General features: G+C 64.3%; 28 protein-coding genes. 18 read left to right on the plus strand and 10 right to left on the minus strand.

The window, feature by feature from the left end:
• Positions 1-39: 39 nt before the first annotated feature.
• On the minus strand, positions 40-1,710 hold the full coding sequence (gene paaN / locus DIE29_RS01175; protein WP_114648962.1) for a phenylacetic acid degradation protein PaaN: 1,671 nt from the start codon (positions 1,708-1,710) through the stop codon (positions 40-42).
• A 242-nt stretch (positions 1,711-1,952) separates the two neighbouring features.
• Between paaN and paaG the strand changes: the two genes are divergently transcribed.
• From paaG to DIE29_RS01265, 18 genes are all read left to right on the plus strand, one after another.
• Entirely contained in the window at positions 1,953-2,777 is an 825-nt protein-coding gene (gene paaG / locus DIE29_RS01180) for a 2-(1,2-epoxy-1,2-dihydrophenyl)acetyl-CoA isomerase PaaG (RefSeq protein WP_114648963.1), read from the plus strand.
• Between the two features lie 54 nt (positions 2,778-2,831).
• Positions 2,832-4,313 (plus strand): 3-hydroxyacyl-CoA dehydrogenase PaaH, encoded by a 1,482-nt coding sequence (gene paaH / locus DIE29_RS01185; protein ID WP_418333310.1) that lies wholly within the window; start codon positions 2,832-2,834, stop codon positions 4,311-4,313.
• A complete protein-coding gene (gene paaI, locus DIE29_RS01190) occupies positions 4,306-4,770 on the plus strand; it encodes a hydroxyphenylacetyl-CoA thioesterase PaaI (protein ID WP_114648965.1) in 465 nt (154 codons plus the stop codon). The genes paaH and paaI overlap by 8 nt, the downstream gene beginning before the upstream one ends.
• A 76-nt stretch (positions 4,771-4,846) precedes the next feature.
• Positions 4,847-6,169, plus strand: a complete 1,323-nt coding sequence (paaK, locus tag DIE29_RS01195) for a phenylacetate--CoA ligase PaaK (RefSeq protein ID WP_114648966.1) — start codon at positions 4,847-4,849, stop codon at positions 6,167-6,169.
• A gap of 39 nt (positions 6,170-6,208) precedes the next feature.
• Positions 6,209-7,213 (plus strand): 1,2-phenylacetyl-CoA epoxidase subunit PaaA, encoded by a 1,005-nt coding sequence (paaA, locus tag DIE29_RS01200; RefSeq protein WP_114648967.1) that lies wholly within the window; start codon positions 6,209-6,211, stop codon positions 7,211-7,213.
• Between the two features lie 57 nt (positions 7,214-7,270).
• Entirely contained in the window at positions 7,271-7,558 is a 288-nt protein-coding gene (paaB, locus tag DIE29_RS01205) for a 1,2-phenylacetyl-CoA epoxidase subunit PaaB (protein WP_102040662.1), read from the plus strand.
• Between the two features lie 16 nt (positions 7,559-7,574).
• Positions 7,575-8,345, plus strand: coding sequence for a 1,2-phenylacetyl-CoA epoxidase subunit PaaC (gene paaC / locus DIE29_RS01210; protein WP_114648968.1), 771 nt, complete (start codon positions 7,575-7,577; stop codon positions 8,343-8,345).
• A gap of 5 nt (positions 8,346-8,350) precedes the next feature.
• Complete coding sequence (gene paaD / locus DIE29_RS01215) at positions 8,351-8,842, plus strand: 1,2-phenylacetyl-CoA epoxidase subunit PaaD (RefSeq protein WP_114648969.1); 492 nt, start codon at positions 8,351-8,353, stop codon at positions 8,840-8,842.
• A 39-nt stretch (positions 8,843-8,881) separates the two neighbouring features.
• On the plus strand, positions 8,882-9,949 hold the full coding sequence (paaE, locus tag DIE29_RS01220) for a 1,2-phenylacetyl-CoA epoxidase subunit PaaE (RefSeq protein WP_114648970.1): 1,068 nt from the start codon (positions 8,882-8,884) through the stop codon (positions 9,947-9,949).
• A 125-nt stretch (positions 9,950-10,074) separates the two neighbouring features.
• Positions 10,075-10,710, plus strand: a complete 636-nt coding sequence (locus DIE29_RS01225; protein WP_114648971.1) for a TetR/AcrR family transcriptional regulator — start codon at positions 10,075-10,077, stop codon at positions 10,708-10,710.
• 80 nt (positions 10,711-10,790) lie between these two features.
• The gene (pcaF, locus tag DIE29_RS01230; RefSeq protein WP_114648972.1) at positions 10,791-11,993 is read left to right on the plus strand and encodes a 3-oxoadipyl-CoA thiolase; all 1,203 of its coding nucleotides are present in this window, start codon (positions 10,791-10,793) and stop codon (positions 11,991-11,993) included.
• A gap of 127 nt (positions 11,994-12,120) precedes the next feature.
• A complete protein-coding gene (locus DIE29_RS01235; protein WP_114648973.1) occupies positions 12,121-13,269 on the plus strand; it encodes an ABC transporter substrate-binding protein in 1,149 nt (382 codons plus the stop codon).
• 114 nt (positions 13,270-13,383) lie between these two features.
• Entirely contained in the window at positions 13,384-14,421 is a 1,038-nt protein-coding gene (locus DIE29_RS01240; RefSeq protein WP_114648974.1) for a branched-chain amino acid ABC transporter permease, read from the plus strand.
• A complete protein-coding gene (locus tag DIE29_RS01245; RefSeq protein WP_114648975.1) occupies positions 14,418-16,232 on the plus strand; it encodes a branched-chain amino acid ABC transporter ATP-binding protein/permease in 1,815 nt (604 codons plus the stop codon). Before DIE29_RS01240 ends, DIE29_RS01245 begins: the two co-directional genes overlap by 4 nt.
• A complete protein-coding gene (locus DIE29_RS01250) occupies positions 16,229-16,990 on the plus strand; it encodes an ABC transporter ATP-binding protein (RefSeq protein ID WP_114648976.1) in 762 nt (253 codons plus the stop codon). The genes DIE29_RS01245 and DIE29_RS01250 overlap by 4 nt, the downstream gene beginning before the upstream one ends.
• A 53-nt stretch (positions 16,991-17,043) precedes the next feature.
• Complete coding sequence (locus DIE29_RS01255; RefSeq protein WP_114648977.1) at positions 17,044-17,634, plus strand: hemerythrin domain-containing protein; 591 nt, start codon at positions 17,044-17,046, stop codon at positions 17,632-17,634.
• 240 nt (positions 17,635-17,874) lie between these two features.
• Positions 17,875-18,153, plus strand: coding sequence for an HU family DNA-binding protein (locus DIE29_RS01260; RefSeq protein WP_114648978.1), 279 nt, complete (start codon positions 17,875-17,877; stop codon positions 18,151-18,153).
• A 489-nt stretch (positions 18,154-18,642) separates the two neighbouring features.
• Positions 18,643-19,938 (plus strand): DEAD/DEAH box helicase, encoded by a 1,296-nt coding sequence (locus DIE29_RS01265; protein WP_114648979.1) that lies wholly within the window; start codon positions 18,643-18,645, stop codon positions 19,936-19,938.
• A 66-nt stretch (positions 19,939-20,004) separates the two neighbouring features.
• Here DIE29_RS01265 and nusB read toward each other — a convergent pair whose 3' ends face one another.
• The 9 genes from nusB to DIE29_RS01310 form a co-directional block, all read right to left on the minus strand.
• Complete coding sequence (gene nusB, locus DIE29_RS01270; protein ID WP_108079475.1) at positions 20,005-20,454, minus strand: transcription antitermination factor NusB; 450 nt, start codon at positions 20,452-20,454, stop codon at positions 20,005-20,007.
• A gap of 76 nt (positions 20,455-20,530) precedes the next feature.
• The gene (ribH, locus tag DIE29_RS01275; RefSeq protein WP_114648980.1) at positions 20,531-21,001 is read right to left on the minus strand and encodes a 6,7-dimethyl-8-ribityllumazine synthase; all 471 of its coding nucleotides are present in this window, start codon (positions 20,999-21,001) and stop codon (positions 20,531-20,533) included.
• A gap of 37 nt (positions 21,002-21,038) precedes the next feature.
• Positions 21,039-22,130: a bifunctional 3,4-dihydroxy-2-butanone-4-phosphate synthase/GTP cyclohydrolase II gene (gene ribBA, locus DIE29_RS01280; protein WP_114648981.1), complete on the minus strand. Its 1,092-nt coding sequence runs from the start codon at positions 22,128-22,130 to the stop codon at positions 21,039-21,041.
• A complete protein-coding gene (locus tag DIE29_RS01285; RefSeq protein ID WP_102040678.1) occupies positions 22,127-22,732 on the minus strand; it encodes a riboflavin synthase in 606 nt (201 codons plus the stop codon). Before DIE29_RS01285 ends, ribBA begins: the two co-directional genes overlap by 4 nt.
• Positions 22,733-22,823: 91 nt before the next feature.
• On the minus strand, positions 22,824-24,647 hold the full coding sequence (gene dsbD / locus DIE29_RS01290) for a protein-disulfide reductase DsbD (RefSeq protein ID WP_114648982.1): 1,824 nt from the start codon (positions 24,645-24,647) through the stop codon (positions 22,824-22,826).
• A 26-nt stretch (positions 24,648-24,673) separates the two neighbouring features.
• Positions 24,674-25,024 carry a divalent-cation tolerance protein CutA gene (gene cutA, locus DIE29_RS01295; protein WP_114648983.1) on the minus strand — a complete coding sequence of 117 codons (351 nt, stop codon included), beginning with the start codon at positions 25,022-25,024 and terminating at the stop codon, positions 24,674-24,676.
• Positions 25,025-25,091: 67 nt separating this feature from the next.
• The gene (locus DIE29_RS01300; RefSeq protein ID WP_102040681.1) at positions 25,092-25,703 is read right to left on the minus strand and encodes a glutathione S-transferase; all 612 of its coding nucleotides are present in this window, start codon (positions 25,701-25,703) and stop codon (positions 25,092-25,094) included.
• A 24-nt stretch (positions 25,704-25,727) separates the two neighbouring features.
• The gene (locus DIE29_RS01305; protein WP_102040682.1) at positions 25,728-26,384 is read right to left on the minus strand and encodes an alpha/beta hydrolase; all 657 of its coding nucleotides are present in this window, start codon (positions 26,382-26,384) and stop codon (positions 25,728-25,730) included.
• On the minus strand, positions 26,381-26,710 hold the full coding sequence (locus DIE29_RS01310) for a (2Fe-2S) ferredoxin domain-containing protein (protein ID WP_102040683.1): 330 nt from the start codon (positions 26,708-26,710) through the stop codon (positions 26,381-26,383). Before DIE29_RS01310 ends, DIE29_RS01305 begins: the two co-directional genes overlap by 4 nt.
• Between the last annotated feature and the right edge of the window lie 4 nt (positions 26,711-26,714).

Raw genomic sequence — 26,714 nt, forward strand, 5'->3', positions numbered from 1 at the left:
GCGCCCCGTCGATGTGGTGGTGATAAGTCTGCGCGGGGCTTACTCGACATGGTAGCGCCGCTGCACCACCCGGAAGCGGTTGGCAACAAAAGCGGCATCGGCGTAGGCGGCGTTGGCGGCCGGATTCATGCCGACGCCATGATAATCGGAGAAGGCCGCGGACTGGTTCACGAACACTCCGCCGGTGAGGTTGATCGATAGAGCGACGCCGGCGTTCAGCGTGGCTTCGGTCATCGCATCGAGGATCTCGGGGCGGATCGAGTACACGCCCACGGTCAGCGCGCCGTGTTCGCGCACCATGCGCTCGGACAGCGCCACCGCGGCCGCGGCATCGGCCACCTTGACTACGAAGGCGATCGGGCCGAAGCGCTCTTCCATGTAATAGGTTTCGTCGGCGGCGTCGCAGGCGAGCAGCACCGGGGTGCGCACCTGCGCAGCGGGAAATTCCGGGTGCTCGATCCGGGAGGAGGCGAGCACGACCTTGCCGTACTGGCCGGACTGGCATTCGTCGATGCGCGCCAGCGTGGCCTCGGACTGGATGGCGCCGAGCACCGCGGTGGCCACCGCCGCATCGGACAGGAACTTGCCGATCGCCGCGCCCAGATCGGCGGCGACTTCGTCATAGCTCTTGTGGCCCTGGTCGGTGTCGATGCCCCCGGCCGGTACCAGGATGGCCTGGGTGGTGGTGCACATCTGGCCGGAATACAGGCTGAGCGTAAAGGCCAGGTTTCTCAGCATGCCTTTGTAATTGTCGGTGGATTCGATGACCACGTTATTGACCCCGGCCAGTTCGGCATACACCTGGGCTTGGCGGGCGTTGTCCAGCAGCCACCGGCCAAAGGTGTTGCCGCCGGTGAAATCGATGGATTTGACCGCCGGGTGGGTGGCCAGCGCCTGGGTGGCGGCGCGCTTTTCCACCACCGCCAGGGTGACCAGGTTGGGGTCCAGACCGGCCTCAGTCAGCACTTCGCGGATGATCCGCACGGTCAGCGCGGCCGGAAGAATAGCGTTGCTATGCGGCTTGACGATCACCGGGTTGCCGGTGGCCAGTGCGGCAAACAGGCCGGGATAGGTGTTCCAGGTGGGGAACGTGCCGCAGCCGATCACCAGTGCCACCCCGCGGCCGACGATTTCATAGTGTTTTTGCAGCTTCAGCGGTGGATTTTTGCCCTGTGGCTTTTCCCACAGGGCGGTGGCGGGAATGCGGAGCATTTCGTCCCAGGCGTAGGCCACAGCCTCCAGCCCGCGGTCTTGCGCATGCGGGCCGCCGGCCTGAAAAGCCATCATCCAGCCCTGGCCAGTGGTGTACATCACCGCATGGGCGATTTCAAAGCTGCGTTTGTTTAGGCGGTCGAGTATTTCCAAACACACGCCCACCCGGCCTTCGGCGCCGATCTTACGCCAGCCCGACATGGCCGCCTGGGCGGCGGCAATCAGCGCGTCCACGTCGCAGACCGGATAGCGCACATCCAGCTTGACGCCGTAGGGGCTTTTCTCTGGCGCGGCCCAGGCGCAAAGACCCGGCTGGTCGAGCACAAAATCCTGACCGACCAGAGCCTCCACCGCGGCTTTGCCGTCGGCCATGGCGGTTTCGCCATAGGTCTTGGGGCTGGGCATCTCGGGGTAGGGGGTCCAGTAGCCGCGGGTACGGATGGCGGCGATGGCTGCCTCCAGGGTGGCGCGGTGCTTGTCGAACAAGGGGTGCGTCATGAGGTCTCCTCCGGTGGCGGCGTCTGTTGCGCCGCAGTGGGTCAGGTGGTGGATCGAAGCTGCGGCGCAGCAAAAAAAAGAGCTTGTTTTTTGATCTGGATCAAGACTACTATTGATTGACCGGTCGGTCAAATAACTGCAGCACACTACAACACATCGCCGGTCAGTGGGCGCCAAGCCCGTGAATCAGTGATAACAGCGTGCGCCTGCGCACCCAAAAACACAAGGATGGAGGAGACACCATGAGTACCGGCGCGGCCCCGACCCGGTCGTTCGAAACCATATGCTTGAGCGTGGAGGCGGGTGTGGCCACGCTCACGCTCAATCGCCCCGAGCGCCTCAATAGCTTCAACGAACAAATGCATGCCGAAGTCCGTGAGGCGCTCGCCGCAGTGCGCGCCGGCCGCGCCGACGGCAGCGTGCGGGTGCTGGTGTTGACCGGTGCCGGGCGCGGTTTCTGTGCCGGGCAGGACCTTTCCGACCGCGCGGTGGCCGCCGGTGACGAGGCCCCGGACCTGGGCTCTTCGGTCGAACGCAACTACAAGCCGCTGGTGCTCGCACTGCGTGCGCTGGAGCTGCCGGTGATTGCCGCAGTCAATGGCGTGGCCGCCGGCGCCGGGGCCAATCTGGCCTTGGCCTGCGATCTGGTGTTTGCTGCGCGCTCGGCCAGCTTCATTCAGTCTTTTGCCAAGCTCGGCCTGATTCCGGATACCGGCGGTACCTGGATTCTGCCGCGGCTGTTGGGGCCGGCGCGCGCGCTGGGGCTGGCGTTGCTGGGCGAGAAGCTGTCGGCCGAACAGGCCGAACAGTGGGGCTTGATCTGGCAATGCGTGGATGACGAGGCGCTGATGCCCACGGTTCGCCAAGTTGCCAGTGCCTTGGCGCAGGGGCCGACCTTTGGCTACGCGCAAACCAAGCGCTTGCTGTGGACCAGCGACCGTGAGTCTTTCGAATCCCAGCTCGACCGTGAGCGCGACGCAATGCGTGTATGCGGTCGTTCTCGCGATTACCGCGAAGGTGTGACCGCTTTCATGGAAAAGCGCGCGCCGCGCTTTACCGGAGAATGAGCGGTGAGCGCGTTGGCCAGAGAGGTGAAAGTGCTGGTGATCGGCGCCGGCGCAATGGGCAGCGGTATTGCCCAGGTGGCGGCCGCAGCCGGCCATCCGGTGTATTTGTTCGACGCCCGAGAAGGCGCGGCTGAACAAGGGCGCGAGCGTATTGCCGCAGCATTCGACACGCTGGCGGGCAAAGGGCGGATGAGCGCCGAGGCCGCACGGGCCGCGGCGACCCGGATCGAGCCGATTCAAGATTTGCCCGCCGCTCGGGATGCCGGCTTGGCGGTGGAGGCCATCGTCGAAGATCTGGCAGCCAAGCGGGCCTTGTTTGCCGAGCTGGAAGGCTTGTTGGCCGACGATGCCATTTTTGCCAGCAATACTTCTTCGCTATCGATCACTGCACTTGCAGCGCCCTTGAACCGCCCCGAGCGGGTTGCCGGCCTGCACTTTTTCAACCCCGCACCGGTGATGAAGCTGGTCGAGGTGGTGTCCGGTCTGGCCACCGATCCGGCGGTGGCCGCCACGCTGCACGCCACCGCGCGCGCCTGGGGCAAGGTGGCGGTACATGCCAAATCCACGCCCGGCTTCATCGTCAATCGCGTCGCCCGCCCGTATTACGCCGAAGCGCTGCGGGTGCTGGCAGAAAGTGCGGCCGATGTGGCCACGCTGGACGCGGTGCTGCGCGAGGGCTGCGGCTTTCCGATGGGGCCGTTCGAGCTGATGGACTTGATCGGTCATGATGTCAATTTTGCAGTGACCGCCTCGGTGTTCGAGGCCCACTTTCAAGACAAGCGCTATACCCCCAGCCTGATCCAGCACGAGTTGGTGCAGGCTGGCCGCCTAGGGCGCAAGAGCGGGCGCGGGTTTTACGACTACACGCCCGGTGCGGCGCGCCCGCAACCGGTCGATGAGCCGGCACGGCAGGGCGTGCATGCGGTGACCGTGGTGGGCGATCTGGGCGTGGCTGCGGGGTTGATCGCCCGCTTGGAGGCGGCTGGCATCGAGGTGGCGCGCAAGTCCGGCAGCGCCGAGCACGGTGCCGGCTGGCTGGAGATCGGCAGCGCGCGCCTGATGCTGTCCGACGGCCGCACCGCCACCCGGCGCGCGGTGGAAGAAGGCGTGCCCAATCTGGTGCTGTTCGATCTTTGTCTGGATTACGCTGCCACGCCGCGTCTGGCGGTGGCGGCGGCCGACTCCTGCGGCGCCGGTGCGTACCGCGCGGTGGTGGGCACCTTGCAGGCCGCGGGGCTTGCGGTCAATCGAATCGACGACGTGGCCGGGTTGTTGGGCCTGCGCACCGTGGCCATGTTGGCCAATGAAGCGGCCGATGCGGTGTTGGCCGGCATCGGTTCTGCCGCCGATATCGACAGCGCAATGCGTTTTGGCACCAACTACCCGAAAGGGCCGCTGGCCTGGGCGGATGAACTGGGCGCGGCCTATCTGGCGCGTGTGCTCGCCAACCTTGCCACGCACTACTTCGACACCCGTTACCGCACGTCGCCTTTGCTGCAGCGTAAAGCCTTGACCGGAGCCGCCTTCCATGCGTGAAGCGAATTACAGAGACATCACCGAAGGGCTGGACCCGCAAACCGTAGCCGAGCGTGTGCGCGACGGCATGTTTGCCAACGATCGCGCCTCGCAGGGCCTGGGCATGGAGATCACCGGCATCGGCCCTGGCTACGCCAAGATCACCATGCCGGTGCGCGAGGACATGCTCAACGGCTTTTCGATCTGCCACGGCGGCTTCATCACCACGCTGGCCGATTCCGCCTTTGCTTTCGCCTGCAATAGTTACAACGAACAAACTGTGGCTTCGGGCATCAGCGTGGATTTCATGGCGCCTGGGCGGCCGGGCGATTTGCTCACCGCCGAGGCGCGCGAAGTTTTCGTGGCCGGGCGCACCGGCGTCTACGACATTACCGTCACCAACCAGAAGGGCGAGCTGATCGCGGTCATGCGCGGCAAGTCCTACCGGCTCAAAGGCCGAACGGTGGTCGACCTGTAGCGACAACAATCAACCGGCCGCGTGGCGGGCGCCAGAATCCGCCCCGGTTGCCGACAAGGTAGAGGAGACAACGACGATGCCGATCAATAGCTTTGCCCCGCCGCAACTCGAACCGATCGAAAAAGCCAGCCAAGACGAGTTACGCGCCCTGCAACTCGAACGCCTGCAATGGAGTGTGCGCCACGCGTATGAAAACGTGCCGCACTACCGCAAGAAGTTCGACGCCCACGGCGTACATCCGGACGATTTGAAATCGCTGGAGGACTTGGCCAAGTTCCCCTTCACCACCAAGCACGACCTGCGTGAGAACTACCCCTTCGGCATGTTCGCGGTGCCGATGGAAAAGATTGCCCGGGTGCATGCCTCCTCCGGCACCACCGGCAAGCCCACCGTGGTCGGTTACACGCTCAAGGACATCGACACCTGGGCCGGTGTGGTGGCGCGCTCGATCCGCGCTTCTGGCGGGCGGCCGGGCGACATGGTGCATGTGTCCTATGGCTACGGCCTGTTTACCGGCGGCCTGGGTGCGCACTACGGCGCCGAGAAGCTGGGCTGTACCGTGGTGCCGATGTCCGGTGGGCAGACCGAAAAGCAAATCCAGATCATCCTGGACTTCAAGCCCAAGATCATCATGGTCACGCCCTCTTACATGCTCACCATCCTCGACGAGATGGAACGCATGGGCATCGACCCCAAGAGCACTTCGTTGAAGATCGGCATCTTCGGCGCCGAACCGTGGACCCCGGCAATGCGTCAGGCGATGGAAGAGCGTTCCGGCATGGATGCGGTGGATATCTATGGCCTATCCGAAGTCATTGGGCCGGGGGTGGCCAACGAGTGCGTGGAAACCAAGGACGGTCCGACCATCTGGGAAGACCATTTTTACCCGGAAATCATCGATCCGAGTACCGGCGAAGTGCTGCCCGACGGCCAAGAGGGCGAGCTGGTGTTTACTTCGCTCACCAAGGAGGCCATGCCGGTGATCCGCTACCGCACTCGCGACCTCACCCGGCTGCTGCCACCGACTGCGCGCAGCATGCGGCGCATGGCCAAAATCACCGGGCGTTCGGACGACATGTTGATCATCCGCGGGGTGAATGTGTTTCCGACGCAGATCGAGGAACTCATCTGCAAGATTCCCAAGCTGGCCCCGCATTACTTGCTGGAAGTCGACAAGCAGGGCCACATGGACACCCTCACCGTGAAAGTGGAAATCAACCCGGAGGCCGGCGTAGGCCGCCATCCGGAGCAAAAAGAGGCGCTGGCCAGTGAGCTTGCCCATCACATCAAAAGCCTGATCGGAGTGTCGGCCAAAGTGGTGGTGGGTGAGCCGTTTTCCATCGAGCGGGTCACCATCGGCAAGGCCAAGCGGGTCATCGACCGACGACCAAAAGGCTGAACCGCGCCAAGACCCCGACAGAGACAAGGAGCACACACAATGTACACACAAGCGCTGGATATTCCGCAGCCCAAGGGTGAGCGCAGCGGCCCTGGAGTGATCGAAAACGCCGACTACCAGGCCGAGTTCGACGCCAAGATCGCAGCCGGCGGCTTCATCGAGGCCAAGGACTGGATGCCCGAGGCCTACCGCAAAACCCTGATCCGCCAGATCAGCCAGCATGCACATTCGGAGATCGTCGGCATGTTGCCCGAAGGCAATTGGATCACCCGTGCGCCCAGTTTGAAGCGCAAAGCCATTCTGCTTGCCAAGGTGCAAGACGAAGGCGGCCACGGGCTGTACCTATATGCCGCGGCCGAAACCCTGGGCGTGTCGCGCGACGAACTGTACGAGGCCCTGCTCGACGGCCGCGCCAAGTACAGCTCGATTTTCAACTATCCCACCCTGACCTGGGCGGATATCGGCGTAATCGGCTGGCTGGTCGATGGCGCGGCGATCATGAACCAGATTCCGTTGTGTAAATGCAGCTACGGCCCGTATGCCCGCGCCATGGTACGCATTTGCAAGGAAGAGTCTTTCCACCAGCGCCAGGGCTATGACCTGTTGTTGCAAATGATGCGCGGCACGCCTGAGCAGCGCGAGATGGTGCAGGACGCGGTCAATCGCTGGTGGTGGCCGGCGCTGATGATGTTCGGGCCGCATGACCGGGACAGTCAGCATTCGGAAACCTCGATGCGTTGGGGCATCAAGCGCATTTCCAACGACGACCTGCGGCAGAAGTTCGTTGACGCCACGGTCAAGCAGGCCGAAGTGCTGGGTGTTTCGCTGCCCGACCCGGCACTGAAGTGGAATGCAGCGCGCGGCCATTACGACTTTGGCGCCATCGACTGGGAGGAATTCTGGGCCACGGTCAACGGTTACGGACAGTGCAACGCAGATCGCTTGGCCGCGCGGCGCAAAGCCTGGGAAGACGGCGCCTGGGTGCGTGAGGCGGCACTGGCCTACGCCCGCAAAGACGCCGAGCGCGCCAAGCGGGCAGCCTGAACCACGTCCAAAAACACCGGCCTGGGGGCCACCTCTGGGCCGACAACGGAGACCGATATGGAACGCAAGGAATGGCCGCTGTGGGAAGTATTCGTGCGCAGCAAAAACGGCCTCGACCACAAACATTGCGGCAGCGTGCATGCGCCCGATGCCCGGCTGGCGCTGCAGGTGGCGCGCGATGTGTATACCCGCCGTCAGGAAGGTGTGTCGATTTGGGTGGTGCGTGCCAGCGACATCGTCGCCTCGGACCCGGACGCCAAGCCCGAGCTGTTCGACCCGGCGGAGGACAAGATCTACCGCCATCCGACCTTCTATACCCTGCCCGACGAAGTCAACCACATGTGAAGTGGGGGAAAATCCAATGACCCAACAGAACATCGCCATCCCGGCGCACATTGAATACGTGCTGCGCATGGGTGATAACGCGCTCATCCTCGGTCAACGTCTTGCCGAGTGGTGCGGCCATGCGCCGGTGCTGGAAGAGGATATGGCGCTGACTAACACCGCGCTGGATCTGATCGGCCAGGCCCGTCTGCTGCTCACTCACGCCGGCAAGCTGGAAGGCCGCGGGCGCGACGAAGACCAGCTCGCCTTTTTGCGCACCGAGCGCGACTATCGCAATGTGACGCTCACCGAACTGCCCAATGGCGACTTCGGACGCACCATGGTGCGTAACTTTCTGTTCGCCGCTTTCCAGGTGCAGCTCTACCAGCGTCTTTCGACCAGCAGCGACGCGGAACTTGCCGCCATCGCCGCCAAGAGCCTGAAAGAGGCGCGCTACCACATGCGTCATGCGGGCGAATGGGTGCTACGCCTGGGTGACGGCACCGAGGTTTCACACGCCAAGGCACAGGCTGCGCTCGACGAGCTATGGCCCTACACCGCCGAGTTCTTTGCCCCCAATCCGACCGACGACGCGGCTGCTGCCGCTGGCATCGGCCCGGCATGGGGCAGCCTGGAGGCGGCATGGGAATCCCAGGTGGTGCCGCTGCTCCATGAAGCCACGCTGACCGTGCCGGCGCGCACGCCGTTCAAAAGTTACGGCAAGTTCGGCCGCCACTCCGAGCACATGGGCCATTTGTTGGCCACCATGCAGTATATGCAGCGCACCTATCCGGGTGCCTCCTGGTAAGCGCCATGCTGAACGAAACCCAGGCCTGGCAGGTGCTCGAAGGCGTGCCCGATCCCGAGATCCCAGTGGTCTCGGTGGTCGAGCTTGGCATCGTGCGTGAGTTGGTCCGTAGTGAGCGCGGCCTGCGGGTAGTGGTCACGCCCACCTATTCGGGCTGCCCGGCCACCGAGGTGATCGCCAAGAGCATCCGCAGCGCGCTGCTTGCTGCCGGCGCCGGTCAGGTGGACATCGAAACCCGGCTGGATCCAGCATGGACCACCGACTGGGTCGGTCCGTCGACGCGCGACAAATTGCGCGCTTACGGCATTGCCCCACCGGAAGGCCCGGCGGCGGTCGATGGCGTGCGGCCGATCCGTTTCGTGCCCAGGCTGCCGCCCTGTCCGCACTGCGGGGCAGCCGACACCGAGCGCCTGTCCGAATACGGCGCCACCGCCTGCAAAGCGCTGTACCGCTGTCGCGTCTGCCGCGAGCCCTTCGAGTATTTCAAACCCATTTGAGCGACAAAACCGCCTCAGACGGTTGCTGGAGACGATTGCATGACCCCCAAGTTTCATCCCCTGAAAGTGGCAGAAGTGCGGCGCGAAACCGCCGATGCGCTCAGCTTGCGCTTTGCAGTGCCGGCGGAGCTGGCCGAGTCTTACCGCTTTGTGCAGGGCCAGCATCTGACCCTGAAGGCCCGTGTCGGCGGCGAAGAATTGCGCCGTTCCTATTCCATTTGCGCCGGCGTGGACGATGGCGAGTTGCGCGTGGCCATCAAGAAGCTGCCCGGCGGGCGCTTTTCCTGCTGGGCGCATGAGCACATCAAGGTGGGCGATGTGCTGGAGGTGATGACCCCGGAGGGGCGTTTCCACACTCCGCTGGATCCGGCGCAGGCCAAGCATTACGTAGCCTTTGCCGCCGGCAGCGGCATCACTCCGATTCTTTCGCTGATCAAGACCACGCTGGCGACCGAACCACAAAGCCGCTTTACCCTGATCTATGGCAATCGCAGCCAGGCCAGCGTGATGTTCGCCGAGGCCCTGGAGGACCTCAAAAACCGTTATTTGGCGCGCTTGACCTTGTACCACCTGTTTTCCCGCGAAGAGCAGGAGGTAGCGCTGTTCAATGGCCGCCTGGATGCGGCCAAGGTGGCGGCCTTTTTGGATACCCTGCTGCCGGTGGCCGATATCGACGAGGCGTTCATCTGCGGCCCTGGCGCGATGATCGACCAGGTGGCATCCGCGTTGTTGGCCGCAGGGATGCCGGCAGAGCACATCCATTTTGAGCGCTTCGGCGTGCCGGATGCCTCACCCACGCACGCTGTGCAAGCCGGAGACGCCCCGCAGGCCACCATCGTCGTGGTGGCCGATGGCCTGCGCCGCGAGGTGGCTTTTCATGCCAACGACCCGTCCATCCTCGACGTGGCGCTTGCCGCCGGCATCGATCTGCCCTATGCCTGCAAAGGTGGGGTGTGCTGCACCTGCCGCGCCAAGGTGCTGGAGGGTAAGGTGCGCATGGACAAAAACTACACCCTGGAGCAGGCGGATGTGGCGGCCGGCTATGTGCTCACCTGTCAGGCGCATCCGCTCACCGAGCGGGTGGTGCTCAGCTTCGACGAGCGCTGAGCGGGAAGGCCAACATGGCACCGCGGGTCGTGAGCGTGTATGGTCGCGGGCGTGGCGGACAATCCCGCCGCGTCGGGCGCGCCGATGGGTGCGCCTTGATACAACGCTCCAAAGTCGACTGAGCCATGGCCCGAGGAAAAGCCCCAACCTTCGAACTTCAGCGCGCCGCCATCCTGGCCGAAGCCGCGCGCCTGTTTGCCGAACGCAGCTTCCCCAATGCATCGATGTCCGAACTGGCCAAAGCGTGCGGGGTGTCCAAACCGCTGCTCTATCACTACTACCGCGACAAGGAACACATCCTGTTTGATATCGCGGACAGTTACATGGACCAGTTGCTGGCAATCATCCGCGCGGTCGAGGCCCGGCAACTGGCGCCCGAGGCGCATCTAGCCGAGCTGGTGACTTGTTTTTTGGAAGAGTACGAACACTCCCAAAACCGCCACCGGGTGCTGGTGCAGGACGTGAAGTTTCTTCAGGCCGAGCAGGCCGGACAGGTGATTGCCAAACAGCGCCAGGTGGTCGCGGCTTTTGCCGAGGCCCTGGAGCGGATCGAGCCGGGGCTGCGTCGGCAGCACCTGGACAAACCGGTGGCGATGATTCTGTTTGGCATGATCAACTGGACCTTTACCTGGCTGCGCGCCGATGGCCGTTTTACCCATCGGGATCTGGCACCGGTGGTGACCCGGATCGTGCTCAATGGGGTCAAGGGGCTGTTGGACCAGGATATCCCGAAACCGAAGGCCAAAAGCCCGGCGCACTAGCGGCGGGCATGACAACATCCGGGCGTAGTCGGCTGATCGGCGCGTCCGCCAAGGAGGAGAAAGACGTGAATCGAGCGGGTTTGACCGATGTATTCATCTGCGATGGCATCCGCACGCCGATTGGCCGTTACGGCGGCGCGCTGTCCGCGGTGCGTGCCGACGACTTGGCCGCCATTCCTATCCGCGCGCTGATCGAGCGCCATCCCGGCGTGGATTGGGCGGCGGTAGACGACATCTACTACGGCTGCGCCAACCAGGCGGGGGAGGATAACCGCGATGTGGCCCGCATGGCCGGCTTGCTGGCTGGACTGCCGGTGGATGTACCCGGTTCCACGATCAACCGCCTTTGCGGCTCCGGCATGGATGCCATCGGCACCGCGGCGCGCGCGATTCGCGCCGGTGAGGCTGCGCTGATGATCGCCGGCGGGGTGGAATCGATGAGCCGCGCGCCCTTTGTCATGGGCAAGGCGGATACCGCTTTTTCGCGCAGCGCCAAGATCGAGGACACCACCATCGGCTGGCGCTTCGTCAATCCGCTGATGAAGGCCAAGTACGGTATCGATTCGATGCCCGAGACCGCCGAGAACGTGGCGGCCGAGTTCGGCATCGCGCGCGCCGATCAGGATGCTTTTGCCCTGCGCAGCCAGCAACGCTATGCCGCTGCCGCCGAGCGGGGGTTCTTCGTCGGCGAGATCGTGCCGGTGAGTGTTGCGCAGAAAAAGGGCGACCCGGTGGTGGTTTCCGCCGACGAACATCCGCGCGCCACCACGCTGGAAGCGCTGGCCAAGCTCAAGGGGGTGGTGCGCCCGGACGGCAGCGTGACCGCGGGTAACGCCTCGGGCGTCAATGATGGCGCGGTGGCACTGCTGCTCGCCAACGAGGCGGCCGCTGTGCGCCACGGCCTGACGCCGCGCGCGCGCATCCTTGCCATGGCCACCGCCGGGGTGGAGCCGCGCATCATGGGCATCGGCCCGGCGCCGGCCTCGCGCAAAGTGCTGGCGCGCGCTGGGCTCAGCCTGGAGCAGATGGATGTCATTGAGCTCAACGAAGCTTTTGCCGCTCAGGCGCTGGCGGTGCTACGCCAGCTCGGCCTGCCGGATGACGCCATGCAGGTCAATCCGAACGGCGGCGCGATCGCGCTCGGACATCCGCTGGGCGCCTCCGGGGCCCGCCTGGTGCTCACCGCGCTGCGCCAGTTGGAGGCCAGCGGCGGGCGCTACGGCCTGTGCACCATGTGCATCGGCGTCGGGCAAGGCATTGCGCTGATCATCGAGCGGGTGTGACGAAACGCCTTTGGTCTTCACAATTCGTTATGTTCAAACTAATTAGTAATGTGATAATTTTTCGCCACCGGTAATCGGGCAAGCCCTCAGGCCCGCTTACTCATACAAACCAAGAGGAGGAGACACCATGAAGCTGAAAAATACGTTGTTGGCCGTCCTTGGCCTTGCTTTCGCCGCCAGTGCAGCGCATGCCCAGATTAAAGTGGGCGTTACCGTCTCGGCGACCGGTCCGGCGGCCTCGCTCGGCATTCCGGAGCGTAACACCGTCGCCCTGATGCCGCAGGAAATCGCAGGTCAAAAGATCAACTACATCGTTCTCGACGACGCCTCCGATACCACCACTGCAGTGAAAAACATACGCAAACTGGTATCCGAAGACAAAGTGGATGTGGTGCTCGGCTCCACGACTTCGCCCAACTCGCTGGCGATGATTGACGTGGCCGCAGAAAGCCAGACCCCGATGATTTCCTGGGCCGCCTCCAGCCGCATCGTCGAACCGGTGGATGAGAAGCGCCGCTGGGTGTTCAAGACGCCGCAGAACGATGCGCAGATGTCCACCGCCATCGTCGAACACATGACCAATCATGGCGTCAAGACGGTCGGCTTCATCGGCTTTGCCGACGCCTACGGCGAAGGCTGGTACGAGCAGTTCAAGACCATCGCCGAGGCGCGCGGTATCCAGATCGTCGCCAACGAGCGCTTCAACCGTACCGACACCTCGGTGACGGGCCAAGTGCTCAAGCTGATGGCCGCCCGCCCGGATGCGATGTTCATCGCCGGTTCCGGCACCCCGGCGGCGCTGCCGCAAAAGGCGCTGGTCGAGCGCGGCTGGAAGGGCAAGGTCTATCAAACCCACGGCGTGGCCAACAACGACTTCCTGCGGGTGTGTGGCAAGGATTGCGAAGGCACTTTCCTGCCGGCCGGCCCGGTGCTGGTGGCCGAGCAGCTGCCGGACGACAATCCGGTCAAGAATTCGGCAATGGAATACATCGCCAAGTACGAGGCCGCCCATGGCAAGGGCAGCGTGTCCACCTTTGGCGCTCATGCCTGGGATTCTGGCGTGCTGCTGCAAGCCGCGGTGCCTGAGGCGCTCAAAAAAGCCAAGCCGGGTACCGCGGAGTTCCGCGCGGCGCTACGCGATGCGTTGGAAAACGTCAAGGAAGTGCCCGCTGCGCATGGCATCTTCAGCATGAGCCCGACCGACCACCTGGGTCTGGACCAGCGCGCGCGTGTGATGGTGCAAATCCAAAACGGCGCCTGGAAGCTCGCCAAGTAAGCGTTCCCGAGCGGGCGCGGGCCACTGCCCGCGCCCCTTGTCCAGACCGATACAAAGCATACATATACCGCACCACGCAGCCGGCGGCCTCGGGTGGGGCGGGGGGGTTCGTCCATGGATTTGCAGATCGCCCTGATTCTGGGGCAGGACGGTATCACCAACGGGTCGATATATGCCTTGCTGGCGCTGGCGCTGGTCTTGGTATTCGCGGTCACCCGGGTGATCTTCATTCCGCAAGGGGAGTTCGTCGCCTATGGCGCGCTCACCTTGGCGATGATGGTCAATGGCAATGTGCCAGCCACCGTTTGGCTATTGATCGTGGCTGGCGTGGCGGTGGCCGTGATCGATGGCTATGAGGCGTTCAAAGCAGGACAAAACCGGCGGCTGCCGGCGATCTTCGGTGTCAATATTGCCTATCCGCTGGTGCTCCTCGGCGCGCTGAAGATGCTGCCGCTGGCCGAGATGCCGCTGGCGCTGCAGGTGCTCGCCACGCTGTTGGTGGTGGTGCCGATGGGGCCGATGATGTACCGCCTGGTGTATCAACCTATCGCCGAGGCACCCGTGCTGGTGTTGCTGATCGTCTCGGTGGCGGCGCATGTGGCCATGGTGGGGCTGGGGCTGGTGTTCTTCGGCGCCGAAGGCTACCGCACCCCGCCGTTTTCCGAGGCGCGCTTCGAGCTGGGCCCGATGATGATCAGCGGTCAGACTATCTGGGTGGTACTCGCTTCGCTGGTGTTGATCTTTGCCCTGGCGCTGTTCTTTGGCCGCACCTTGTACGGCAAGGCGCTGCGCGCCACCGCGATCAACCGCACCGGTGCGCGGCTGATGGGGATTTCGCCGGCGCTGGCCGGCAAGCTGACCTTCTTTCTGGCCGCGCTGATCGGGGTGCTCTCAGGCGTGCTGATTTCGCCGATTACCACCATCTATTACGACACCGGCTTTCTGATCGGTCTGAAAGGCTTTGTCGGCGCCATCATCGGTGGGCTGGCGAGTTACCCGATCGCCGCCGCCGGTGCGGTGCTGGTCGGTTTGCTGGAGGCGTTCAGTTCCTTCTGGGCGAGCGCCTACAAGGAAGTCATCGTCTTTACTCTCATCATTCCGGTGCTGCTGTGGCGTTCGCTGAAGAGCCATCACCTGGAGGAGGAAGAATGAAGTTCACGCTCTCTGCGCGCGTGGTGCTAGGCGCCTTCCTCGCCGCCGTGCTGCTCGCGCCGCTTCTGCTGTCGGCCTTCTATGTCACCTTGCTCAATTACATCGGTCTGTACGCCATGGTGGCGCTCGGCCTGGTGCTGCTGACCGGCGTCGGCGGGCTGACCAGCTTCGGGCAGGCGGCCTTCGTTGGCCTTGGCGCCTACACCACCGCGGTGCTGACCACTGCGTCCGACCTGCCCGGCTGGCTGGCTTGGCTGAGCGGTTCGCCCTGGTTGAGCTTGCTGGCCGGTCTGGTGCTGACCGCGGCGGTGGCCATCGTGCTCGGCTCGCTTACACTCAAACTCTCCGGTCACTATTTGCCTTTGGGTACCATTGCCTGGGGGATCAGCCTGTATTTTCTGTTCGGCAACCTCGCCTCCCTGGGCGGGCATACCGGTCTGACCGGTATTCCGCCGATTGCCGTTTTTGGCTATGAGCTTTCACAGGGGCATCAGATTTACTATCTGATCTGGCTGTTTTTGCTGATCGGCCTCTATACCACCAGCAATCTGTTGGATTCGCGCGAAGGGCGCGCCATCCGCGCGCTCAAGGGCGGCATGGTGATGGCCGAGGCGATGGGGGTGGATACCGCGCGCTCGCGCATGGTGATCTTCGTCATCGCTGCGCTTTTGGCCTGTGCGTCGGGCTGGCTGTATGCCCATATGCAGCGCTTCGTCAACCCCACTCCCTTCGGCCTGCACATCGGCATCGAGTATTTGTTCATGGCCGTGGTCGGCGGCGCGGCCCAGGTGTGGGGGGCGTTGGTGGGCGCCGGGGTGATTACCGTGCTCAAACAATGGCTGCAGGATGTGCTGCCCAAGTTGTTTGGCCAGAGCGGCAATTTCGAGGTGATTTTTTTCGGCCTGCTGCTGGTGCTGATCCTGCATAAAGCCCGCGGCGGCTTGTGGCCGATCCTGGTGAACCTGGTCGGGCGGGTGGTGCCGGTACAAGCCGCCCAGCGGCGCATCGACGCCGGCGCCGAGCCGCTGCCGCGGCGCACGCTGCCGCAAGCGGGCGAAGTACTGCTCGAGGCCAAGAATGTCACCCGCCGTTTCGGTGGCCTAGTGGCCAACAACAACATGAGCCTCACCGTGCGCGCGGGCGAGATTCTGGCGCTGATCGGCCCCAACGGAGCCGGTAAAAGCACGATGTTCAACCAGATCTCTGGCGTGGATACGCCGACTTCGGGCGATGTGCTGTTCCGCGGCCAGTCGGTGGTGGGGCTGGGTTCGCGGGCGATTGCCAAACTGGGCATGAGCCGCACTTTTCAGCATGTGAAACTGCTGCCTACGATGAGCGTGCTGGAAAATGTGGCCATCGGTGCCCATCTGCGCGGCACCAAGGGCGTGCTGAGCGCGGCCTGGCGCTTCGATCGTGCCGAGGAAGCGCGCCTTTTGGCCGAAGCAGCGCGGCAGATCGAACGTGTCGGCCTGGCCGAGCATATGTTCGATGAAGCGGGTGCCTTGGCGCTGGGCCAGCAGCGTATTCTGGAGATCGCCCGTGCGCTGTGCGCCGACCCCTGCCTGCTGTTGCTCGATGAGCCAGCTGCCGGTCTGCGACTGAAGGAAAAGGAGGCGCTCGCCAACCTGCTGAAGAAACTGCGCGCGGAAGGCATGGGCATTTTGCTGGTCGAGCATGACATGGATTTTGTCATGGGCTTGGTCGACCGGGTGGTGGTGATGGAATTCGGCGAGAAGATCGCCGAAGGTCTGCCCGAGGAAGTGCAACAGAATCCGGCGGTGCTGGAAGCCTATCTGGGAGGGGTGGAATGAGCGCCGCGACCGTCAACAACGTTCTGGAAGTGCGCGACCTGTGCGTGGCCTATGGCAAGGTCGAGGCGCTGCACAACGCCAACATCTGCGTCGGCGAGGGGCAGATCGTCACCGTCATCGGCCCCAACGGTGCCGGCAAGACCACCATGCTGTCGGCGATCATGGGGGTATTGGGCTCGCGCGGGCAGATTACCTTTGACGGCCGCATCGAGGGCGTGCCGGAGGTCGAGCGCATGGTCGCCCGCGGCATGAACCTGGTGCCCGAAAAGCGCGAGCTGTTCGGCGAGATGAGCGTGGAGGATAACCTGGTGCTGGGTGCTTTCCAGCGTTACCGGATGGGCTTACGTGACCATGCTCAAACTTTGGAGGAGGTCTACGACATCTTCCCGCGCCTGAAGGAGCGTCGCAGCCAGCTGGCCGGCACGTTGTCGGGCGGCGAGCGCCAGATGCTGGCGGTGGGCCGCGCGCTGATGGCGAAACCGAAGCTTCTGATGCTGGACGAGCCCAGCCTGGGGCTGGCGCCACTGATTGTGCGCGAGATCTTTCGCATCATCGCGGAACTGCGCCGGCGCGGGGTGTCCATCCTGCTGGTGGAGCAGAACGCGCGCGCCGCGCTGCAGGTGGCCGATTATGCCTATGTGCTGGAGACTGGCGAGATCGCCATGGAAGGTCCGGCCCACAAGCTGGCCGACGACCCGCGCGTCATCGAAGCCTATCTGGGCCTTGGCGGAAAACATCAAGACAAGCTCGCTGGCTAGGCAACCGAGCCACAGCCAGAAGCCGGCGATCCATCCCACGAGGAAGACAACACATGGAAGCCCTACGCATCATCGAGGACGAGCACCAGTCGCTTGCCGCCATTCTGCACGCGGTGCGCTACATGCTGAAGGAGATCGGCAAAGGCACGCTCGCCCCCGACTTCCGTCTGCTGCGCGCCATGGTGCACTACCTGGACGCTTATCCCGAACAGCGCCACCACCCCAAGGAAGATCAGTACCTGTTCGCCCGCTTGAAACTGCGCACTGACGAGGGCGCCGAGGCCATGGCCCGCCTGGAGCAGGAGCACGCCGGCGGCCAGACGCGCATCAAGGCGCTGGAAACTGCGCTGCACCAGTACGCCAGCGGCGACAAGGACGGCTTTGATACCTTTACCCGTGCCTTCGAAAACTTCGCCGATTTTTATCGCAGCCACATGCTTTTGGAAGAACGCGAGATCCTGCCCTTGTGCCGAAAGTATTTCACCGACGAGGACTGGGAGGCGGTCGCAGCAGGCTTTCGTGAAAACAATGACCCGATGGGCGGCACCCGCGATACCGAGGACTTCCAGCGCATCTTCTCCAGGCTAGTAGCCGCCGCGCCGCCGCCTATCGGCCTGGGCGCGGGGCCCTATCGGGACGATTGAGCCGTTGGCTGCGCGAGGCGCCATTGACTGCAGGTCGGCGCTCGCCGGGCGGCACCCGTACACGTGCCCTGATCCGGCGCGGCGCTACATGCCGATGCACTGTGCCACAGGCGCGCAAACTCTGTATGCTCTACGCCACGCCTGGTGCAATGCGCGATGCCCTGCGGGGCGCGACGGTGCTAGAATCCGGCGCGTAGAATCCGACTCCGCTTCCTTACTTACACCAATCGAGGATTAAGCATGAACAAAGGTGAATTCGTCGAAGCCTTGGCTGACCGCCTGGATGTTTCCCGCGCTCAAGCCGACCGCGCCCTGTCGGGCGTGCTCGAACTCATCGCTGAGCAACTGGCCAAAGGCGAAAAGGTGGCCTTTACCGGTTTTGGCTCCTTCGAGGTTTCCAAGCGCGCCGAGCGCACCGGTCGCAATCCGCAGACCGGCGCCACCATCAAGATTGCCGCCTCCAGCGTGCCCAAGTTCACCGCCGGTGCAACCTTGAAAGCGGCGGTCAACGGCAAGTAAGCCGACGTTTTGATACATCCTCATCGCCCGGCGCCGTGCAGGCGCCGGGTTTTTTCGTCTCGCCCCCCTTTTTTGTTCGCGGCTGAGCTAGAATGCTGCGTGTTGTGCAATGCAGCAACCGGGCTGTGGCGGCAGGCTGGCGTCTTTCATACGATGCTCGCTGGCCGTGACCCGGCCCGAGGGACTGTATCCACAGCCCCATCGCCCCCGACCTCCTTTCAGTCGAACCCCATTCGTTCTTCCGATCGTCTGGCATCGCGATAACCGGTTGGTGCCGATGCGCGGTCGTGCCCGCCTTCGCCTCTATGGCGAGCGCGACGACCGGCTATGTTCATCGTGCGCCGCCGAATCCGGTGGCACGGCCCCCAGTGTGCGCGAGCACATCCTGGTGACCTAACCCGCGCGATATATTTGCGGCCCCCGTGCCATGGCGGGCCGAAATCCGCCGGGCGGCCTTTTTGCCGCCCGCCACACAAGGAAGACGACTTCATGACATTCGATCGACTTGGTCTGAGCGAAGAATTGCTCAAAGCCATCCAGGCCACCGGTTACACCACCCCCACCGCGGTTCAGCAGCAAGCCATTCCGGCCGCAATCGCCGGAGGCGATTTGCTGGTGTCCTCGCAGACCGGCAGCGGCAAAACCGCGGCCTTCACCCTGCCTTGTTTGCAGCGCCTGAGCGGTCGCCGTCCGCCGCAGGGCAGCGGCCCGCGAGTGCTGATGCTGGCGCCGACCCGTGAGCTTGCCTTGCAAGTGGCGCAAGCAGTCCACACCTACGGTCGCGGGTTGCGCTGGTTGAACACCGCGTGCTTGGTGGGCGGCGCCCCTTTTTCTGCGCAGGCGAAGCAACTGGCCCGCCATCCAGATGTGATCGTGGCCACTCCCGGCCGCCTGGTCGATCACCTGGCGCGCCGAAAGCTTAAGTTGTCCGACATCGAAATCCTGGTGCTGGACGAAGCCGACCGTATGCTGGACATGGGTTTTCAGGAAGACATCGAAGCCATCGTGCGCGCCACCCCAGCCAGTCGCCAGACCCTGTTGTTTTCGGCCACGCTGGATGGTGTGGTTGGCAAGCTGGCGGCTGGACTGACCCGCAACCCGCAACGTATTGAAATTGCCGGCGACGACCGGGCGCACGGGCAGATCGAGCAGCGCCTGTTGTTTGCCGACGGGCTAAGCCACAAAAACAGGTTGCTGGCAGCGGTGCTCGGCTGCCACACGGTAAACCAGGCGGTGGTCTTTACCGCCACCAAGCGCGGCGCTGAGGAGCTTGCCTTGCAATTGCAGGAAAAAGGCTTTTCTGCGGCTGCCCTGCACGGCGACATGAACCAAGGCGCGCGCAACCGTACCTTGCAGCAGTTGCGCACCGGGCGGCTCGCGATTTTGGTGGCCACCGATGTGGCCGCGCGCGGCATCGATGTGGCCGGCATCAGCCATGTGGTCAATTTCGATCTGCCCCGCCAGGCCGAAGACTATGTGCACCGTATCGGTCGAACCGGCCGCGCCGGGCGCACCGGGGTGGCGATCACCCTGTCTGGGCCGCGTGAGGCCGGCCTCATCCGCGCCATCGAGCGCTACACCGGCGACCGTCTGGCCGTGCACACCATCGCCGGCTTGGAACCCAGTCCGCGTGCGACCAATCCGCCGCGCTTTGGCGGGCGTGGCCGCATGAGCGCGCAGCCTCCGGCCGATCGGTGGGCACCTGGCGGCGTGAGCGTGGCCCCGCGTGGCGATGGCGGCCGGCGCAGCGACTCCAATCAGGCGCCTCGCCGTTTTTGCCGATAAATCGGTCACACCCCACAACCGCCGCAAGGCGGCTATGGGGTTCTTGACGATCAGTGCAAGCGGTTTTCAGCCCTGGCGCTCGCGCATCAGCGCGGCGATCTCGGCGGCGCGCAACTGCGCGGCGAGCTTGTCCAGCACGCCGTTGACAAACCGGTGGCCGTCGGTGGCGCCATAGCCTTTGGCCAACTCGATGGCCTCATTGATGATTACCCGGTAGGGCGTTTGTGGGCAGCGCATCAGCTCATGAGTGGCCAGCAGCAGGATGCTGCGCTCGACCGGCGAGAGTTCCGAGAGCGGACGGTCGATAAAAGGGGTGAACACGTTTTGCAGCTCGGCAACATTGTCCAAGGTGCCGCGCAGCAGTGACACGAAAAGTTCGCGGTCCGCTTTGTCGAAGCCGCTGGCCTGTTCGAGATGTTCTTCGATCAGCGCAACGCCATTGCCGGACAGCAGCCACTGATAAATGCCTTGTAAGGCGAATTCGCGCGCCCGACGACGGGAGGATTTGCTGCTCATCGAACGATCCCCAGCGCTGCGTCAACTGTGGAGTGCGCCCCCTTGCGGGCAAGGAAACGGGGGGTCGGGGCCAGGGTCATTTCAGCGCCTTCAGCAAATTGGCCATTTCGACCGCTGCGCGGGCGCAATCGCGCCCTTTATCCTGCATACGGGCGAGCGCCTGATCGTCGTCTTCTGTGGTCAAAACACCATTGGCGACCGGGATGCCGGTGTCGAGCGCCACTCGGGTGATGCCCGCGCCCATTTCGTTGGCCACCAGTTCAAAGTGGTAGGTGTCGCCGCGGATCACCGCGCCGAGCGCGATCAGCGCGTCGAAGCGGCCGCTGCGCGCCATGGTCTGCAGGGTCAGCGGAATCTCCAGCGCGCCCGGTACCGTGGCAATGCGGGTGAGTTCGGGGGACACCCCCAGGCGCTGCAGTTCGGCCACGCAGGCCGACAGCAGACCTTCGCACACGTCCTGGTTGAAGCGGCTCATGACGATGCCGACGCGCAAACCCAGGCCGGTGAGATCGATGTCGTATTCGGTGATGTGCTCGAAGCGGGACATGAGGTTTGGATGAAAGGGTTAAAAAAGTACGCCGCGCTCAGGCGTCGGGAGCCACAAACCCGGTGATTTCCAGGCCAAAGCCGGTCATGCTGGGGATTTTTTGTGGATTGGACATCAGCCGCATGCGGCCAACCTTGAGCGCACGCAGAATCTGTGCGCCGACGCCGAACAGGCGGGGGTCCCATTTGACCGGCCGCTGGGCGTGGCCGCTCAGGCTGGCCAGCAATTCGCGGCCGCTTTGCGGGCGGTAGAGCAAAACCATTACGCCCGCTTCAGCACGGGCCAGCGCGGCCAGCGCGCGATGGACCGGAAAACTGTGCCGGCCGCTTTCCGGGTCGAGGAAATCGACCACCGAGATCGGCTCGTGCACCCGCACCAGGGTCTCGCGCTCGGGGCAGATGTTGCCGCGCGACAGCGCAAAATGCACATCGCCCGATGTTTTGTCTTCGAACGCGTACAGGCGAAAGGGCCCGTGCGGGGTGTCGACTTCTTTTTCGGCTACTTGCTCGACCAGGTTCTCGGTGGCCGCACGGTATTGGATCAGGTCGCGGATGGCGCCGATTTTCAGCCCATGTGTTTGGCCAAACTCGATCAGGTCGGGCAGGCGGGCCATGGTGCCGTCGTCTTTGAGAATCTCGCAGATCACCGCGGCCGGTTCCAGCCCGGCCAGTTGCGCCAGATCGCAGCCCGCTTCGGTGTGACCGGCGCGGATCAGCACACCGCCCTTTTGCGCGGTCAGCGGGAAAATGTGACCGGGGGTGACGATGTCTTCCGGCTTGGCGTGACGGGCGACGGCAACCTGCACGGTGCGTGCGCGGTCATGCGCCGATATGCCGGTGGTCACGCCAGTTGCCGCTTCGATCGAGACGGTAAACGCGGTGCCGTGCGGGGTACGGTTGTCGCGCACCATCTGCTGCAGCCCCAGTTGGCGGCAGCGCTGCTCGGTCAGCGTCAGGCAGATCAGCCCACGGCCGAACTTGGCCATGAAGTTGATCGCCTCGGGGGTGACGAATTCCGCCGCCATGACCAGGTCGCCCTCGTTTTCGCGGTCTTCCTCGTCGACCAGGATGACCATGCGTCCGGCGCGGATGTCCTCGATGATCTCGGTGATCGGCGACAACGCGGTCATTGTGCGGACTCCTCCCGCCAAGCGGCGAGCCGTTCGACATAACGGGCGATCAGGTCGATTTCCAGGTTCACCCGGCTGCTGGCCGTCAGATGCTTGAGATTGGTCACCGCTACGGTGTGCGGAATCAGGTTGATGGAAAAATCCGTGCCCACGACGCGGTTGACGGTGAGGCTGACGCCATTGACGGTGATCGAACCCTTGCGCGCGATATAGCCGGCAATGGCCGCAGGCGCGCGAATCACCAGTTCGTGGCTATCGCCTACCGGGGCGAAGCGCAGCACCTCGCCGACGCCGTCCACATGGCCGGTGACCAGGTGTCCGCCAAGCCGATCGGATAGACGCAGGGCTTTTTCCAGGTTGACCGCGGCACCGGGCGTCTCCAGACCGACCGTGCAATCGAGCGTCGCGCGCGAGACGTCGAATTGCACCCGGTTTCCGGCGATCGCCACCACGGTCAGGCACACGCCGTTGTTGGCAATGCTGTCTCCGATGGTGACATCGGTCAGATCCAGTCCGCCGACATCCACCGTCAGGCGCACGCCGTCAGTGCGCGGCGTAACCTCTTCGATACGGCCACAGGCGGCCACGATTCCAGAAAACATGGGGGAACTGTGCGGATTGGGGAAGGCGCAATTGTAGGCCAAACGCCGGGGCGTTGGGCGGGCCGGACGGCGTTGGCGCAAGGAAAACGCTTCAGCGTAAGGCTCGGTCGAGGATCTCACCAAAATCTGCAGCGGGCATGAAACCCACCACCCGCAGGTCGGCGCGTTCCCGGCCGGCGGCATCGAAGAAGACAATGCCCGGCGGACCGAACAGTTGGAAGCGACGCAGCAACGCCTTGTGCTCCGCGCTGTTGGCGGTGACGTCGGCCTTGAGCAAGTGCATGCGCGCCATGCGCGCGGCCACTGCCGGGTCGGAAAAGGTATAGCGTTCCATCTCCTTGCAGGACACACACCAGTCCGCGTAAAAATCCAGCATTACCGGACGGTCGGCGGTGGCCAGGCGGGCGTCCAGTTCGGCCTCCGATCCGATGCGCTCGAACACCGGTGCAGCGCGTGTGCCGGCGCTGGCTTCGGCGCGCAGTACGGCCAGCGGCTGCAGGGGGTCGCGGGAACCGGCCAGCGCGCCGACCAGCATCGCGGCGCCGCCCAGCAACAGCATCACGCCGACGCCCTTCCAAAAGCGCAGCCAACCCTTGGCGTGCGGCGGCAACGGATCGAGCGCGCGCAGGAAAATACCGGAAAACAACAGCAGCGCAGCCCAGGCCAGCATGGTCAATAGCGCCGGCATCACCGGGGTGAGCAGCCACACCGCAACCGCCAGCAGCATGACGCCAAAGGCTTTCTTGACCCCTTCCATCCACGGACCCGCTTTGGGCAGCACGCTACGCGCGGCCACGCCTACGGCAATGAGCGGCGCCCCCATGCCCAGCGCCATCGCGAACAGCGCCGCACCGCCCAGTGCCGCATCACCGCTTTGGGCGATGTAGAGCAGGGCGCCGGCCAGCGGTGCGGCGACACAGGGGCCGACGATCAGGGCTGAGAGCGCACCCATGATCGCTACCCCGCCCAGGTTGCCGCCTTTGCGCTGCGCCGCGGTGTCGGCCAGGCGACTTTGCAGGGCGGTGGGCAGTTGCAGCTCATAGAAGCCGAACATCGACAACGCCAAGGCGACGAACAGCAGCGCAAAGGCACCCAACACCCAGACGTTTTGCAGCGCGGCCGACAGCAGGGTACCGGACAGCCCTGCGGCGACGCCGGCGATCGCGTACATGACCGCCATGCCCAGCACGTAGGCGAGCGACAGGCCGAGGGCGCGGGTGCGCGAGATCTGGTGACCGTGGCCGACGATGATGCCTGACAGAATGGGAATCATCGGGAAAGTGCACGGCGTGAAGGCGAGCAGAAGGCCGAAGCCGAAGAAGCTGGCCAGCACCAGCGGCACGCTGGCGTCACCGAGCAGGCGCGCAATGCGCCCGCTTTCATCATTAGCCGGACCGGCGGTCGCGGGGGCGATGGCGGTGGGCGCATCGGCGGCGAGTACCCGATCCAACAGGCCGCCGGTGGCCGGTGCCGGGCTGGCCAGTAGATCGATATCGACGCTTTGCGGCGTCGGTGGATAGCAGATGCCGCCATCCCAGCAACCTTGACTGGTGACCGTCAGGCGAAAGCGGCCGACGTCCTGCGGGGCAGCCACCACGGGCAGCAAGATGTTGACCGTGCCGCGCAGGGTCTCGACGGTGCCGAAAAATTCGTCTTCCTTCATCTGGCCCGGCGCGCGCTCAGGGGAGCCGAGCTGGACGCTGGGCGGGTCGGCTTCGAAGCGGAACTTGTCGCCGTAAAGGTAGTAATCCTTGTGCACCCGAAAGACGACTTCCACGGTGCGCGCATCGAGTGCGCGCGCCGAGATCGCGAACGCTTTTTCCGGTTCGATCGGCCCATCCAGGGCGCGAGCGGGCAGGTTCAGGAGGGCCAGCAGGCCGAGCAGAAAGACAACGAGCGACTGGGGTCGGAACATGACGGGGCAGGCGGTTCGCTAAAGGGTCAGGATGCCGGCGGGGCGGAAGCCGGGCGCCGGGTTTCTTGGGCTACCCAGGCAAGGTAATCCGGCAAACCCTGCGTCACAGGGACTGCGATGATCTCCGGAAGTTCGTAAGGGTGGGCCACACGGATGGCCGCCTCCACCGCCTGGTAATGCGCCGCGGTGGTTTTGATGAGTAACGGCAGTTCGGCAGCCTCTTCCACGTCGCCCTGCCAGCGATACACCGATTGGCACGCCGGCAGAATATTGACGCAGGCCGCCAAGCGTGCATCGACCAAGCTGCGCGCGATCTGGCGGGCGCTTTCGGCGCTAGGGGCGTTGGTCAAGACCAGCAGGATGGTTTCATCGGACATCACAAGGCCTCCGCGGCGAAACAAGGTGGTGCCGCCTGCCGTAACCGTCTGCGGGGTCGCTGGCGTGTCAGCAGGTAGGCGGTTTGGTGTCGGCAAAGCTCTGGCGCGCAAACATTTTCTCGGCAAAGGAGCCAAGCGCCGGGTGGCTGCTGCGCCAGTCGAGATCGGGGTGACGCAGGTCGAGATAGGCCAGCGCCACCGCGGCGGCCACATCGGCCAGACTGAAGCGTCCGCCATGCAGCCAGTCGTGTCCGTCCGCGCGCTTGGCCAGTTCGACCAAGCCGCGGGCGATTTTGTCCTTCTGGCGGACGATTTCGGCCTCGCTGCGCTGACCGTCCGGGCGGCGGGATTCGAGCAAGGCCGCCACGGCAGCATCGGTGATGCCGTCGGCCAGCGCTTCGAGCTGGCGCACCCGCACCGCCTCCAGCGCGTCGGCTGGCAGCATGGCGGGCTCGGCGCGCAAAGTTTCCAAATAGCCGGCGATCACCGGAGAGTCGAAAAAAGCCTCACCGTCGTCGGTGATCAGGACCGGCACCTTGCCAAGCGGATTGAGCGCGGGAATGCGGGTATTGGCCTCCCAGGGGGAGTCCACCACGAGTTCGAAGGGCAAGCCTTTTTCGGCCAGCAGAATGCGGATTTTGCGGGCGTATGGACTGGTGAGCGAGGCAAAGAGCTTCATCGCAGGGCTCCAAGTGGGTGAGGGTCAGAGCGGCGCCCAGGTGTGGGCGATGAGGTTGCGGATCAGATGCAGCTTGCCGTGGAAAAAATGATCGGCACCGGGTACGACGACCACCGGCAATTCCTGTGGACGGGCCCAGTCGAGCACGTTGGTGAGCGGCACGGTGTCGTCTAGCTCGCCATGCACGATGAGGCTGGAGAGTTTGTCGGGCAGCGGCGGGGTGTCGTACTGACGGGCGCCGTCCGCGGCGCGGCCGGCGGCCATGCCGACCAGCACCAGGCGCTCGACCGGGGTGAGGCCGTCGGCCAGGCGGCAGGCCACCCGGCATTGCACATAAGCGCCAAATGAAAATCCGCCCAGCGCCAGCGGCAGGCTGCCCCAGCGCGACTGCGCCCAGCCGATCACGCTGAGGATGTCCTCGGTTTCACCGTTACCATGGTCGTGCGTGCCTTCGCTTTTGCCCACGCCGCGGAAGTTGGGGCGCACCACCGCATAGCCCAGATCGCGGAAGGCGCGCGCCACGGTATGCGCCACCTTGTTGGTATTGGCGCCGCCATAGAGCGGATGCGGGTGGCAGACCACCGCCAGCCCGCGCACCTCGGCCGGGGTGTCGATCAGCGCGTCGATTGCGCCGGCCGCGCCGCGCAACAGCACGCTTTCGGTGGGGGCGGGGCGGCTCATGAGGCGGCCGCCTCGTCCGGCAGGCGCAGGCGCTCCACGATGCGCCCGTGCACCAGATGGCTGTCGATGATTTCGTCGATGTCCTCCCGATCCACGTAGGTGTACCAGACGTTGTCCGGGTACACCACCAGCACCGGACCGTCGTCGCAGCGGTCCAGGCAGCCGGCCTTGTTGATGCGGATTTTGCCGCGGCCCTTCAGGCCCAGCGCGGCGATGCGGTCTTTGGCGTAGGTCTGCAGCGCGGCCGCCTGGTGGTTATTGCAACAGCTCTCACCGGGCTGGCGCTGGTTGCAGCAGAAAAAGACGTGGTGCTTGAAGTAGCTCATGAGC

Origin of the sequence: Pseudothauera hydrothermalis, from assembly GCF_003345255.1 — a bacterium.
Classification (GTDB): domain Bacteria; phylum Pseudomonadota; class Gammaproteobacteria; order Burkholderiales; family Rhodocyclaceae; genus Pseudothauera; species Pseudothauera hydrothermalis.

Excerpts from the sequence above, each read along its gene's own strand:
- DIE29_RS01235 (WP_114648973.1), top strand. The coding sequence starts at position 12,121 with ATGAAGCTGAAAAATACGTTGTTGGCCGTCCTTGGCCTTGCTTTCGCC.
- paaN (WP_114648962.1), bottom strand. The coding sequence starts at position 1,710 with ATGACGCACCCCTTGTTCGACAAGCACCGCGCCACCCTGGAGGCAGCC.
- DIE29_RS01285 (WP_102040678.1), bottom strand. The coding sequence starts at position 22,732 with ATGTTTTCTGGAATCGTGGCCGCCTGTGGCCGTATCGAAGAGGTTACG.
- paaA (WP_114648967.1), top strand. The coding sequence starts at position 6,209 with ATGTACACACAAGCGCTGGATATTCCGCAGCCCAAGGGTGAGCGCAGC.
- DIE29_RS01225 (WP_114648971.1), top strand. The coding sequence starts at position 10,075 with ATGGCCCGAGGAAAAGCCCCAACCTTCGAACTTCAGCGCGCCGCCATC.
- DIE29_RS01260 (WP_114648978.1), top strand. The coding sequence starts at position 17,875 with ATGAACAAAGGTGAATTCGTCGAAGCCTTGGCTGACCGCCTGGATGTT.
- cutA (WP_114648983.1), bottom strand. The coding sequence starts at position 25,024 with ATGTCCGATGAAACCATCCTGCTGGTCTTGACCAACGCCCCTAGCGCC.
- paaH (WP_418333310.1), top strand. The coding sequence starts at position 2,832 with ATGGGCAGCGGTATTGCCCAGGTGGCGGCCGCAGCCGGCCATCCGGTG.
- paaK (WP_114648966.1), top strand. The coding sequence starts at position 4,847 with ATGCCGATCAATAGCTTTGCCCCGCCGCAACTCGAACCGATCGAAAAA.
- nusB (WP_108079475.1), bottom strand. The coding sequence starts at position 20,454 with ATGAGCAGCAAATCCTCCCGTCGTCGGGCGCGCGAATTCGCCTTACAA.
- DIE29_RS01305 (WP_102040682.1), bottom strand. The coding sequence starts at position 26,384 with ATGAGCCGCCCCGCCCCCACCGAAAGCGTGCTGTTGCGCGGCGCGGCC.
- DIE29_RS01255 (WP_114648977.1), top strand. The coding sequence starts at position 17,044 with ATGGAAGCCCTACGCATCATCGAGGACGAGCACCAGTCGCTTGCCGCC.
- paaI (WP_114648965.1), top strand. The coding sequence starts at position 4,306 with ATGCGTGAAGCGAATTACAGAGACATCACCGAAGGGCTGGACCCGCAA.
- DIE29_RS01265 (WP_114648979.1), top strand. The coding sequence starts at position 18,643 with ATGACATTCGATCGACTTGGTCTGAGCGAAGAATTGCTCAAAGCCATC.
- ribH (WP_114648980.1), bottom strand. The coding sequence starts at position 21,001 with ATGTCCCGCTTCGAGCACATCACCGAATACGACATCGATCTCACCGGC.
- paaG (WP_114648963.1), top strand. The coding sequence starts at position 1,953 with ATGAGTACCGGCGCGGCCCCGACCCGGTCGTTCGAAACCATATGCTTG.
- DIE29_RS01310 (WP_102040683.1), bottom strand. The coding sequence starts at position 26,710 with ATGAGCTACTTCAAGCACCACGTCTTTTTCTGCTGCAACCAGCGCCAG.
- DIE29_RS01240 (WP_114648974.1), top strand. The coding sequence starts at position 13,384 with ATGGATTTGCAGATCGCCCTGATTCTGGGGCAGGACGGTATCACCAAC.
- paaE (WP_114648970.1), top strand. The coding sequence starts at position 8,882 with ATGACCCCCAAGTTTCATCCCCTGAAAGTGGCAGAAGTGCGGCGCGAA.
- DIE29_RS01250 (WP_114648976.1), top strand. The coding sequence starts at position 16,229 with ATGAGCGCCGCGACCGTCAACAACGTTCTGGAAGTGCGCGACCTGTGC.
- paaB (WP_102040662.1), top strand. The coding sequence starts at position 7,271 with ATGGAACGCAAGGAATGGCCGCTGTGGGAAGTATTCGTGCGCAGCAAA.
- dsbD (WP_114648982.1), bottom strand. The coding sequence starts at position 24,647 with ATGTTCCGACCCCAGTCGCTCGTTGTCTTTCTGCTCGGCCTGCTGGCC.
- paaC (WP_114648968.1), top strand. The coding sequence starts at position 7,575 with ATGACCCAACAGAACATCGCCATCCCGGCGCACATTGAATACGTGCTG.
- ribBA (WP_114648981.1), bottom strand. The coding sequence starts at position 22,130 with ATGACCGCGTTGTCGCCGATCACCGAGATCATCGAGGACATCCGCGCC.
- paaD (WP_114648969.1), top strand. The coding sequence starts at position 8,351 with ATGCTGAACGAAACCCAGGCCTGGCAGGTGCTCGAAGGCGTGCCCGAT.
- DIE29_RS01245 (WP_114648975.1), top strand. The coding sequence starts at position 14,418 with ATGAAGTTCACGCTCTCTGCGCGCGTGGTGCTAGGCGCCTTCCTCGCC.
- DIE29_RS01300 (WP_102040681.1), bottom strand. The coding sequence starts at position 25,703 with ATGAAGCTCTTTGCCTCGCTCACCAGTCCATACGCCCGCAAAATCCGC.